This window comes from Mesorhizobium sp. UC74_2 (assembly GCF_042701485.1).
GTDB lineage: Bacteria > Pseudomonadota > Alphaproteobacteria > Rhizobiales > Rhizobiaceae > Mesorhizobium.
In genome coordinates this window covers 6,175,282-6,187,792 of sequence record NZ_CP170562.1, presented here as the reverse complement: position 1 = coordinate 6,187,792, position 12,511 = coordinate 6,175,282, and the positions used below count along the sequence as shown (strand labels likewise).

The following is a 12,511-nucleotide window of genomic DNA, read 5'->3' as shown; positions in this document are numbered from 1 at the left end:
TGCCGTCCGTCCCGTGGTCAGGCCGCCGGAACGGCAGCAGCCGTCTCGTCGAGCTTTGGCCGGTTGGGCGGCAACTGCTCGCCCGTCAGCACGTAGAAGGCGTTCTCGGCGATGTTGGTGACATGGTCACCGATGCGCTCGAGATTCTTGGCGCAGAACAACAGGTGCGTGCAGGCCGTGATGTTGCGTGGATCTTCCATCATGTAGGTGAGAAGCTCGCGGAAGACGGAGGTGTATTTCACATCGATCCGCTCGTCGTCAGCCCTCAGTTGGGCGAGCCCCTCTGCGTCCCTCGCCGCATATTTCTCGACGACACCGTCGACCTGGTCGAGCACCAGATGGGCCATGGCGTCGATCGAATGCGAAAGGTCGCGCGGCGTGGCGCCCTGCCCGACCGCGCCGACACGCTTGGCGATGTTCTTGGCCAGGTCACCGATGCGTTCCAGATCTCCGGCCATGCGGATGGCGCCGACCACGGCGCGCAGGTCCTGCGCCATCGGCTGGCGCTTGGCAATCAGCGTGATTGCCTTGGTGTCCAGCTCGCGCTGGCGCGCATCCATGATCGCATCGTCCGACACGACCCGTTGGGCAAGTCCATTATCTGACTTCAGCAGCGCCTTGGTGGAGCTTTCGACCATCGAGCTCGCCAATTCACCCATGTCGCTGATGAGCCTGCTGATTTGTCCGAGCTCTTCGTCGAACGATGCGACGGTATGTTCGCCCATATTTATGTCCTCTTTTTCCTCGGCAGCAATCGCTCACTCAGCCGAAACGGCCGGTGATGTAGTCCTGCGTGCGCTTGTCGTCGGGGTTGGTGAACATCTTGTCGGTAGCACCTTCCTCGACCAGGTAGCCGAGATGGAACATCGCCGTGCGCTGCGAGACGCGGGCGGCCTGCTGCATCGAATGGGTGACGATGACGATCGTATAGTTCTGGCGCAGTTCGTCGATCAGTTCCTCGACCTTGGCGGTCGCAATCGGATCAAGCGCCGAGCACGGTTCGTCCATCAGGATGACTTCAGGCGACACCGCGATGGCGCGCGCGATGCACAAACGCTGCTGCTGGCCGCCGGAAAGGCCGGTGCCGGGCTCGTTGAGGCGATCCTTCACTTCATTCCAGATTGCAGCCTTCTGCAGGCTGGATTCGACGATACGGTCCATCTCCGCCTTGTTCTTGGCAAGGCCATGGATGCGCGGTCCGTAGGCGACGTTCTCGTAGATCGATTTGGGGAACGGATTGGGTTTCTGGAACACCATGCCGACGCGGGCACGCAGTTCCACGACGTCGATCTTCGGATCGTAGATGTCTTCGCTATCGAGGGTGATCTTGCCACCGACCTTGGCCGCATCGATCGTGTCGTTCATGCGGTTGAGGCAGCGCAGGAAGGTCGACTTGCCGCAGCCCGAAGGGCCGATCAGCGCCGTCACCTGATTCTGGCGGATGTCGAGATTAACGTCGAAGAGTGCCTGTTTCTCACCGTAGTGCACGGTCACCTTGTCGCCGCGCATCTTGATGATTTCGTTCGTCTGGGCGCTCATCTGGCTGCTCACTGCCTGTTCGAGGGTCTTTTCCGTCATGATATTCATATCAGGCTCCCTTTCTACCAGCGCCGTTCGAAGCGGCGCCTGAGCACGATCGCTGTGATGTTCATGGCCATCAGGAAGACCAGAAGGATGATGATTGCGCCGGACATGCGTTCCACGAACGCGCGTTCAGCTTCGTTGGCCCACATATAGATCTGCACCGGCAGCGCCGTCGCGGGATCAAATGGGGTTGCGGGATAGTTTGCGACAAATGCCACCATGCCAATCAGCAGCAGCGGCGCCGTTTCACCGAGTGCGCGCGCCAGGCCGATGATCGTGCCGGTCAGGATGCCGGGGGCAGCCAAGGGCAGGATGTGCTGGAACACCATCTGCATCTTCGAAGCGCCGAGACCGAGCGCGGCCGAGCGGATCGAAGGCGGCACGGCCGCGAGTGCGGCACGCGTTGCGATGATGATCGTCGGCAGCGTCATCAGCGTCAGCACCAGGCCGCCGACGAAAGCGGCCGAGCGCGGCATGCCGAGGAAGTTGACGAATACGGCGAGGCCGAGCAGACCGAACACGATCGAGGGCACGGCTGCCAGATTGTTGATGTTCACCTCGATCAGGTCGGTGAACCGGCTCTTCTTGGCGAACTCCTCGAGATAGATCGAGGCGGCGACGCCGATCGGCAATGCAAGCAGAAGCACGATTACCATCATGTAGAATGAACCGATGATGGCAACACCGAGGCCCGACGTCTCGGGGCGGCTCGAAGCCCCGAATGTGAACAGGCCGGTGTTGAAATGCTCGGCCATCGCGCCTTCGGCCTTGAGCTTGTTCATCCATTCGACCTGCTGGTCCGACACCTTGCGGCGATCTTCGGGCACAGTGAGATCGATCTGGCCCTTGAAGGCGGAATCGAGGTTGGCGCCCGCCAGGATATTGACGGTGCGTGTGGTGCCGATCACCTTCGGATCGGAAACGACCACGTCCCGCAGTTGCACGCGAGAACCTTCGGAGAGGAAGCCCTTCAGCTTCGTCATCATCGGCTTGTTTTTCGCGTCGATGCCGAGTTTTTCGGCAAGCGCCTTCTGTGCCAGTGCCGGATAGTTGGCGGTCAACAGGACTTCCGGGTCCGTTGCCCGCTTGTTGTCCGGATCGATCACCTTCTCATCGAAGGTGACCGGCAGCGACACCGTCGTCTGCCAGAAGGACGTATAGCCCTTGGTCAGGATCGACAGGAGCATGACAACCAGGAAGGCGAGGCCAATGCAGATGGCCAGCACGCCATAGAGGCGGAAACGGCGTTCGGCGGCATAGCGGCGCTTGAGGCCGATGTCGCGACGCGCGGGAGGGGTTGCGGTGGCGACCGTATCCAGGGTGACGTCGGTCATTCGTACTGCTCCCGGTATTTGCGCACGATATAAAGGGCAACGATGTTCATCACCAGCGTCAGCGCAAACAGCGTGATGCCGAGTGCAAACGCGACCAGCGTCTGCGGCGAGTTGAATTCAAGGTCGCCCGTCAGCTGGTTGACGATCTTGACGGTGATGGTTGTCATCGCCTCGAACGGGTTGAGGGTGAGGTTGGCGGCCACGCCCGCGGCCAGCACCACGATCATTGTTTCGCCGATGGCGCGTGAGGCGGTGAGCAGGATGGCGCCGACGATGCCGGGCAAGGCTGCCGGCAGGATCACACGCTTGATCGTCTCGGAGCGCGTGGCGCCAAGGCCAAGCGAACCGTCACGCATCGCCCGGGGCACCGCGGTGATGATGTCGTCCGACAGCGAAGACACCACCGGGATCAGCATCACGCCCATCACCAGGCCGGCGGTCAGGATCGACTGCGCCTGAATGAACGACGTGCCGCCGGCAAGAGCCGCGCTGAGATCGCGCAGGAAGGGTCCAAGTGTGACGAGAGCGAAGATGCCGTAGACGATGGTTGGAATACCCGCGAGCAGTTCGAGTGCGGGCTTGACCGCGGCTCGCACCTTCGGCGCGGCATATTCGGACATGTAGACCGCCGACATCAGGCCAACCGGCACCGCGACAAGCAGGGCGACAAAGGCGATATACAGCGTACCGGCCAGCAGCGGGATCAGACCGAACTGGCCTTCGGACGCCCCGGCACCGGCCGCGGCAAAACGCGGATCCCAAACCGTGCCGAAGAAGAAATGCATGGGCGGCACGCGGTTGAAGAAGTTCAGTGTCTGGAACAGCATCGACAACACGATGCCGATCGTCGTCAGGATGGCTATGGTCGAGGCACCAAGCAGTCCCCACAGCATCAGCCTTTCGACATTGTTGCGGGCGCGGGCGCGGAGCTGCACCTGCGAAATTCCGTAGAAGGCGCCAGCCAGCGTCAGTCCGATCGTGATAATGGCGCCGATCAGACCAAGCCAGTCGGTGGTCCGGTTGGCCTCCGCCGCGATCGGGATCATGTAATCCTGCGTATCGGTGGCGAGCGCGACGCCTTTGGCGTTGAGAAGCGGCTGCAATTCGGCGAAGGTCGCGGGCAGAGCCGCCACCTGCTGGGCATCGAGCTTGCGCAGGCCATTTGCAAGGCTCTTGGTCAGGCTGACCGCCAGCGGCTCGCTGGCCACGCCAGTTTCAGCCGGCATCTGCGCATGCAGGCGGCTGTTGAGATAGACGGAGGAGCCGATGCTCCAGACAGCAAGGAAAAGCACCGCCGGAAGAACACCCAGCAGCAACGCCCACCAGCCATGGTAGTGAGGTCTGGAATGCGGTTTGACCTTGCCGTCATCCTGCGAAAGAGCCCGCTGTCTTGCGACGACGAAGGCGACGATGCCGATGACGAGAACGATTGCCAGCACAAGCATGGATGACATGGAGCGGCCTCTGAAAGGTCACAAGGGCTACCGGTCAACGACCGGCAGCGGCGACCGGGGCACAGGTCGGACCTGCACCCCGGACACCTGGGAGGATTACAGCGACTTGCCGGCGTCGAAAGCTTCGCGCTGAGCCTTGCGTTCTGCCTCAGGAGCAGCAACCAGGCCGTATTCGGCGAGCGGGCCTTCCGGACCGACCATCTGGTCGGCGAGGAAGAAGTCGACATATTCCTTCAGGCCCGGAACGACGCCGAGATGCGCCTTCTTCACATAGAAGAACAGCGGACGCGATACCGGATACTCACCCTTGGCGATGGTCTCGGTCGACGGGGTGATGCCCGAAACAGTGGCAACCTTCAGCTTGTCGGCGTTGTTTTCATAGAAAGCCAGGCCGAACACGCCGACGCCGGTCTTGTTGCTGTCGATACGGGCGAGCGTCTCGGTGTAGTCGCCGTCGATGTCGACAGCCTTGCCGTCCTTGCGAACCGCCTTGCAGGCAGCTTCCGCGGCCTTGTCGTCGAGGCCACCGGCCTTACCGGCTTCCACGCCGCCGAGCTTCTTGCAGCCGGCGATCAGCAGCTTCTCTTCGAAGACTTCACGGGTGCCGTGCTTTTCGCCCGGGATGTAAGCGGCAATGTCCCAATCCGGGAGCTTCGGATTGACCTGGCTCCACTTGGTGTTCGGGTTGTCGACCAGCTTGCCGTCGACCACGATCTTGGCGGCGAGCGCCTTGTAGACGTCTTCCGGAACGAGCGCCCAATCCGGACCCTTGATGTCGGTGGCGAAGACGATGCCGTCATAGCCGATCTTCACTTCCTGGATGTCCTTCACGCCGGCATCCTGGCAGGACTTCACTTCGTCTTTCTTGATCGGACGCGAGGAGTTGGCGATGTCGATGGTGTTTTCACCGACGCCCTTGCAGAATTCCTTGATGCCGGCGCCCGAACCGCCGGACTCGACCACCGGGGTCTTGAACTTCGAGAACGTCTCGCCGAACTGCTCGGCAACAATCTTGGCGTAGGGAAGCACGGTCGACGAACCGGCAACCTGAATCTGGTCGCGCGCGGCGGCGTAGCCAGCCGATGCAGCGAGCGCGAAGGCAGCAGCCGACGCGGTAAGAAGGGCTTTTTTCATTGGGCCTGCTCCTGTTAGGAAGGTGGTCTCTAGACGCCTTTCCTGCGGCGCCGGCTGAGGCCATAGCGCTCGTTTATTACAGTCACATGACAGTTTCGTGTCACCCCGGTAACGCGCTTTCGGCAGGTCGGCAAAGCGCCGCCGAGTCCACTTTGGTGAAAGCTTGGATTCTGGCTGTGAATCAGCAGGTTGCCAGGGCCAGACCTTAATCGGAGCCGGCAAACAACTTTTCTGCCAGATTTACGAAAACTCTACCTGATCTCGACGCCGGCTTTCTATCCGGCGCTGCGATAGGCTGTGTCTTTACCGCCGAGCCAGCGATCGAGCTTCTCAAGTAAGGCTTTCGGGCTGATCGGTTTGGGCAGGTAGTCATCCATACCGGCTTCGAGGCAACGCTCCCGGTCTCCCTTCAGCGCGTGGGCGGTCACGCCGACGATGGGTATGTGTGTTCCATCCAATGCTTCGCGTTTGCGGATTTCGCCGGTCGCCTCCAGGCCGTTCATCTGTGGCATTGAGACATCCATCAGGATCATCCGTGGCTTCAGTCGGCCTGACGTCTCCAGCGCCAGCTTGCCATTGCCGACGATTTCAAAACTGTAGCCGGTATCGGCCAGTATCTGGGTGAAGACGAGCTGGTTCACCTCATTGTCCTCGGCAACGAGAATATCGAGCGCTCCATTGCCGTCCGCGGCCGGTGGCTGAGATGGAACCGGCACGACCGGCGCCCAGGTTTTCGACATTGCCGCGATCCGGGACCGAGGCCGGTGTTTTCAGAACATCGCTCGTCGGCGGGCGGGTAGCCAACCCGCCCCTGTGCTTCTGGATGGTCGAAACCAATGCCTCCAGCAATATCGAAGAGCGAGCCGGCTTGATGAGATGCGCGGCGATGCCAAGATCGCGATAGCTGGCGTTGGACAGTGTCTGGTCGACCGACGTCAGCATGATGATGGGTGTACTGGAAAGGCCCTCGGTGTTGCGGATCGCACGCGCGACTTCCGCGCCGGTCATTTCAGGCATCTGGTAATCGAGCACCACGCAATCGACTGGCACGCCATACGCTGCCGCGGCAGCCAGAACCTTCAGCCCCTCGGGTCCGCTCGCCGCCGCGCACGAATCGAACGACCACGATGCCATCTGCTCGCTAAGGATCGAGCGGTTCACCGCATTGTCGTCGACAACGAGCACGCGCGCGCCAGTGACGTCGATCGGCAACACGCGCTGTTTCTCGGCTTGCTCTGCGCTGGCCAATGTCACCGTGAACCAGAAGGTCGAACCCTTGCCTTCGGCGCTTTCAACCCCGATTTCGCCGTCCATCAGCTCCACGAGCCGGGACGTGATCGCCAATCCAAGACCAGTTCCCTCGTGTCGCCGCGTCGAAGACGTGTCGACCTGGCTGAATTTCTCAAAGACCTGGCTGAGCTTTTCCTGGGGAATGCCTATCCCCGTGTCGGTGACGGAGATCGTCAGTTTCGTGCCGGATGGCATCTTTTGACCGGTGACATCGACCAGGACATGGCCATTGTCGGTGAACTTCACCGCGTTGCCAAGCAGATTGGTCACGATCTGGCGGATGCGCCCGACATCACCGACAAACAGCCCGTCCAGCCCAGGTTGGACACGTACGATGAGCTCGAGATCTTTTTCCTTGGCTCTCGTCGAGACCAACGTGGCCACATCCTCGATGGCTTCCGCCAGATTGAATGGCGCCGGATCGAGCACGAGCTGGCCAGCATCGATTTTCGAGAAATCGAGGATGTCGTTGATGATGGTGAGCAGCGCATTGCCCGACTTCACGATGATATCGGTGAAAGTCTTCTGCTTGGCGTCGAGATCGGACTTGGCGAGCAACTCAGCCATGCCGAGCACGCCATTCATCGGCGTACGGATCTCATGGCTCATATTGGCGAGAAATTCGGACTTGGCGCGGTCGGCGAGTACAGCGCGCTGACGAGCTTCCTTCAACTCGACCTCACGTTCCTTCAGGTCTGTGATGTCGGTGGTCGAGCCGATCAGATAAAGCGACCCGTCCGAAGCAATCATCGCGCCCTTGCGCGCGAACTGATGCCGCGTCGAGCCATCGGCCGCGGTGACTTCTTCCTCGACCTCGTAGGTCTTGCCTGTGCGCAGAACCGCCAGATCTCCTTCGACGAAGGCCTGGCCTTCCTCGCCGAAGATTTCGACATCCGTCCTGCCGATCGCGTCCTCGCGAGCCACGCCCGTAAGCTCGCACCAGCCTTCGTTCACATAGAACAGCTTGAGGTCCGAACGCTTGGCGTAGATCGACACCGGAACATTGTCGATCAGCGAGCGGAACACCTCGTTCTCGCTCATCGATTCCTGCAATGCCCGCTCACGATCCTTCAGGTCGGAGATATCGACGCGCACACCGATGAACGTGCCGTCCTCCGCACGCATGTCGAAGGCCTGATACCAGCGCCCGTCGGGATTCTGTCGTTCGAAGCTCGAATAGCGCTGCCGGCAACGAAGCAGCATGGCGTTCAGCCAGGCATCGGGATCGACATCGTAGAGCTGGTCAATGGCGGGGTCACCACTGAGACGGAAGCAGCCATTGGCATGGCCGAGTTCCAACGAGTCGCGGAACGTCTTGCCCTCCTGCCAGGCAGGTCGCAGTGCCGGGATCGAATCCAGAAGCTTCCTGTTGGCGAAGACGAAACGATCGTCGCGATCGTAGATCAACACGCTGGCCGGAAGCGACTCCAGCACATTTGCCAGGTAGCGACGCGCTTCTTCCGCTTCGGCTTCACGCTTCTTCCCCTCTGAAACGTCGACATAGGAGATCAGCCGCTTGCCGCCGGACAGCTTCGTCACCGAATAAATCATGGTGCGGCCGTCAGCCCGGCGGAATTCGCGTGGGGCGACGTCGCCGATTTTGATTTCCGCGACACGAGAAGCGACATAGTCCTCCCAATGCTCGTCGGCGATATCGTAAACCCCGTTGTAGCGATTGACGTCCATCAGCGCGCGGAACGGGCAACCAACGGCAACCTGCTCGGGCGTAACCTTCCAGATGTCATAGAATGCGCGATTGATGATCTCCGCATTCATCGTGGCATCGAGAATGATCACACCCATGGTCATGGAATCGATGGTGCGTTGCAGATCCGACTCCAACTCGCGGCCACGTTCGCCAGCCGCTGCCGCCTCGGAGCGATTCGCCTCGAATTCGGTGATATCGGTGCAGATAGAGATGGTGCCGCCTTCGGCCCCATGCATTTCGCGATGCATGATGATGCGACCGTCGGCAAAGCGCAGGATCGAGGACGACGATTGCGCGTTGCGCCGCTTGTCCAGCACTGCAGCGCGCCATTCGTCGCTGCTCCGACCTTCTGTATCCCAGAAACCGCGCTCCAGCCCGACGTCTACGATATCGCGAAAGGTGGTGCCCTTGTGGATGATGTCGGCAATGCCGCGATACATTGCCGGCAGGGCATGATTGTAGAGCACAAGCCGGTCTTCGGCGTCGTAATAGCATATCGCATCGCTCATCGCGTTGAGCGCTGCCATCATGTGGTCAATGTGCTCCTCGCGCGGCTGGGCGCCCCGGTTCGACAGCCCTTTGACATCCTCCACTGCCTCGACCATGGCGGTGACGTTGCGGGCAATACCGCGATAGCCGGTGAAACGGCCATCGGCATCGAATTTTGGAAATCCTGATGTCGAGATCCAGCGGAACCCGGGACCACTGTCCTTGGGTTGATAGAGAAAATCCTTGAACGGGCGGCGCGCCTGCAGATTCTCCAGGTGAGCGGCTGCATTCTCGCTGCCTTTTTGCACCTGATCCAGAAAATCAAAGCGGAAATGCCCGATGACGGTGCCCGGCTCGTTGCCTGTCGCCGCGCGATAACTCGCGGAAAGCCAGGAGAACCGCAGGTCCGCATCGGTCTCCCACAACCAGGCGGAGTCGGCCTCGATCAACTCGTGAACTGTCTCGCGGGAAAAGGCGTCATCGGCGGTCGTCAGGTGGGCCACGCCATGTCCGTTTGCCGCCGGAGACAAGCCTGCTCCGATCGCGTCGTCCATCATAGCCACCCCCTCGCCCAAAAGCCTCGCCGCCTTCCCCAAGCCGGCGGCCAAATCTGCCCGAGAAGGTTTAATGGGCGATTAACCTTAACAAATCGGAACCGGCGCACGTGCCAGCCTGTTCTGTCCGATAGGCAGTTGCGGGGGATGCGACATATGAGTAATGGATGTCTTCGGAATGATGCGGATACGGCCCTACGTCCTGGGAATGATTTTCTGCCTGCCCATGGCGGCAGGTGGCTGTGCGCGTACCGATGATGGAACCGTCGTTATTCCCCCCTCCATGGACATGCGGCGTGCCTGGCTGCACGACGCCCCCTCCGTGCAGACACCACCTGTCGAAAGCGGCACCGAGGTCTTCCCGGTTGGCCCGACGGCAGAACCGGTTGCGCCGCAAAGACCGGTAGTCCAGCGCAAGCGACGGCCTGCCCGGACGGCATCCGCCCCACGACTGAATACCCCGTCCCCTGCTTCTCAGACGTCTGAGCCAATTGCTTGCGGCGAGGCAAAACAGGCTGATGGGCGAGTGCACGTGACCTGCAAATAGGCGGATGCATGCCGGCGGCTCACCGTCTCCCGCAATGAATTTGCGCCCGCAGGGCTGTCGACCCCGCTTCAATTAACCAGGTCTTAGCCTCTCACCACCCCTTGTGATATCGGGTATGCCAAGGTCTGCCGCCGCAGCTCGAGAATTTCATGTCTTTGACAGCCGACAAGCTCACCTTCGACCGCGGCGCTCCGCTTGCTGTGCAGGTGGTGCGACAATATCTGCCCAATAGAGGCGGGCTTGAGGAAGTCGTCGCCAACCTGGCGAGCCAGTTGCTGCAACAAGGGTATCGGGTTCGCGTCGTGACGCTCGACCGGCGGTTTACCGTACTTCACGAGACCTTGCCGCCCAGGCAAACCATCAACGGGGTCGAGGTGGTGCGGATTCCGTTCTCCGGCAGCACGCGCTATCCGTTGGCGCCGCAGGTTTTCCGGCATATCGGCGACGCCGATATCGTTCACGTGCACGCCATCGATTTCTTCTTCGATGCACTGGCCTGGACACGCTTCCTTCACGGCAAACCGATGATTGCCACGACGCATGGCGGCTTTTTCCACACCGAAAAATACGCCGGCTTGAAGACCGTATGGTTCAACACGGCGACGCGGCTGTCCGCGCGTGCCTATCGCCGCCTTGTCGGCTGCAGCGCCCAGGATACGCGAACTTTCCAGGCAATTGCCGGCAGCCGCGTCATTCAGATCGACAACGGCGTCGACACGCGAAAATTCGCCGATGCAGGTTCGCCTCGGGCAGTGCGCCGTGTGGTCACGCTTGGCCGGTTCTCGATCAACAAGCGTCTCGACAATCTGCTCGATGCCATTCGGGCGCTGGTCGCAAGATCCGGGGATTGGCATCTCGACATTGTCGGCGTGCCGGGCGACCAGAGCGGGGCGGATGTTGAAAACATGATCACCGCGCGCGACCTTGGCCGCCATGCCACCATGCATATCGGCCCCTCCAACGAGACAATCCGCAGCATACTCGGCAACTGCTCGCTATTTGCCTCGGCCTCGGACTATGAGGGCTTCGGCCTTGTTGCGGTGGAGGCCCTCAGTGCCGGATTGATGCCGGTGCTCAACACCAACACCGCCTATAGCGATCTGGCCTCGCAACATGCCGAAATCTCCATAAGCGACTTCGCGGACAGTGAAACCACCGCCACAACGATGGAAACGGCGTTTGACACGCTTGCGGCGGACACGGCAGGCTATCGCACCGCTGCGATGCAAGCAGCTGACGGTTACTCCTGGGAACACGTTTCCGAACGCTATCTCGCAGTCTACCGCGAGGTCCTGGGCGCAAGCGCACCAGCTGCGGCCATGGCGGTCGCATCGGAAGCAGGCTAGGACATCGCATGGCTCGATCCTGTCCCCGCTCCTGGAGAACCATGGCCACCCTGGTTGCATCCATGATCCTGGCATCAAATGCGGCCTCGGCCGGCTGCCTCAGAGGCGTCAACCTGGCTGGCGCCGAATTCGGGAATTCTGAAGGCGTCTACGGCAAGGATTACATCTATCCCAGCGACGCCACGATCGGCTATTTCGCAGGGAAAGGCTTCAATGCAGTGCGCCTGCCCTTCCGATGGGAACATCTGCAGCCGCACCTCGGCAAGGCCTTTGACAAGGCCGAACACGCGCGTCTCACCGATGCGATCGCCAGGCTCAAGGGTGCCGGCCTGACCGTCATACTCGACGTGCACAATTACGCCCGCTATCGCGGCCAGCTGATCGGCTCGGAAGCAGTGCCCAATGCCGCCTTCGCGGATTTGTGGAAGCGCCTCGCCAGCGAGTACCGCAACGATCCGGCGGTGCAGTTCGGCCTGATGAACGAGCCATATGATGTCGCTGCCACACAATGGCTTTCGGCAGCCAATGCCGCCATTTCCGCCATACGCCAGGCCCGTGCCGGCAACCTGATCCTGGTACCGGGGACCAACTGGACCGGCGCGCACAGCTGGTTGAATGATGATCCGGAGCAGGCCAATGGCGTGGTGATGCTCGGTGTGGAGGATAGCGCAAACAACTACGCTTACGAAGTCCACCAGTATCTCGACAGCGACTTCTCCGGCACGAACGAAACATGCTCGCGGGCAGCTGATGCATTGACCGCCCTCAGGGACGTCACGGGGTGGCTGCGGAAGAACGGCAAGCGCGGTTTCCTTGGAGAGTTTGGCGGCGCTCCCAACAAGGTCTGCATGGATGGCATCACTGCCATGGCCGATTTCGTTGGCAAGAATCCGGAAACATGGACCGGCTGGACCTATTGGGCAGGTGGCGACTGGTGGCCGGAAAGCGAGGACCTGAACATCCAGCCGACCAAGGCAGGCGATCGTCCACAACTCAGAGCTCTGGAGGCGGCAGGAGCGATCCCGGCTGCGAGGGGTTCTTGCCCCGCGCTTGAAAAGAAAGGCTGATAGG

Annotated in this window: 7 protein-coding genes and 1 pseudogene; 2 read left to right on the top strand and 6 right to left on the bottom strand. The window is 60.9% G+C overall.

The window, feature by feature from the left end; genetic code table 11:
• Positions 1-17: 17 nt before the first annotated feature.
• The 6 genes and pseudogenes from phoU to ACFJIU_RS30150 all read right to left on the bottom strand — a co-directional run bounded on the left by phoU (position 18) and on the right by ACFJIU_RS30150 (position 9,496).
• On the bottom strand, positions 18-725 hold the full coding sequence (phoU, locus tag ACFJIU_RS30175; RefSeq protein ID WP_379066260.1) for a phosphate signaling complex protein PhoU: 708 nt from the start codon (positions 723-725) through the stop codon (positions 18-20).
• Positions 726-762: 37 nt separating this feature from the next.
• Positions 763-1,587, bottom strand: coding sequence for a phosphate ABC transporter ATP-binding protein PstB (pstB, locus tag ACFJIU_RS30170; protein ID WP_379066258.1), 825 nt, complete (start codon positions 1,585-1,587; stop codon positions 763-765).
• Between the two features lie 14 nt (positions 1,588-1,601).
• Entirely contained in the window at positions 1,602-2,918 is a 1,317-nt protein-coding gene (gene pstA, locus ACFJIU_RS30165) for a phosphate ABC transporter permease PstA (RefSeq protein ID WP_379066256.1), read from the bottom strand.
• Positions 2,915-4,372, bottom strand: coding sequence for a phosphate ABC transporter permease subunit PstC (gene pstC, locus ACFJIU_RS30160; protein WP_379066254.1), 1,458 nt, complete (start codon positions 4,370-4,372; stop codon positions 2,915-2,917). The genes pstA and pstC overlap by 4 nt, the downstream gene beginning before the upstream one ends.
• 96 nt (positions 4,373-4,468) lie before the next feature.
• Complete coding sequence (locus tag ACFJIU_RS30155; RefSeq protein ID WP_379066252.1) at positions 4,469-5,506, bottom strand: substrate-binding domain-containing protein; 1,038 nt, start codon at positions 5,504-5,506, stop codon at positions 4,469-4,471.
• Positions 5,507-5,781: 275 nt separating this feature from the next.
• A pseudogene (locus ACFJIU_RS30150) lies at positions 5,782-9,496 on the bottom strand (response regulator).
• A gap of 747 nt (positions 9,497-10,243) precedes the next feature.
• On the opposite strand from ACFJIU_RS30150, the gene ACFJIU_RS30145 reads away from it, so the two are divergent.
• Both ACFJIU_RS30145 and ACFJIU_RS30140 read left to right on the top strand, forming a co-directional pair.
• Entirely contained in the window at positions 10,244-11,440 is a 1,197-nt protein-coding gene (locus ACFJIU_RS30145) for a glycosyltransferase family 4 protein (RefSeq protein ID WP_379066250.1), read from the top strand.
• Between the two features lie 41 nt (positions 11,441-11,481).
• Positions 11,482-12,507 (top strand): glycoside hydrolase family 5 protein, encoded by a 1,026-nt coding sequence (locus tag ACFJIU_RS30140; RefSeq protein WP_379066248.1) that lies wholly within the window; start codon positions 11,482-11,484, stop codon positions 12,505-12,507.
• Positions 12,508-12,511: the final 4 nt, after the last annotated feature.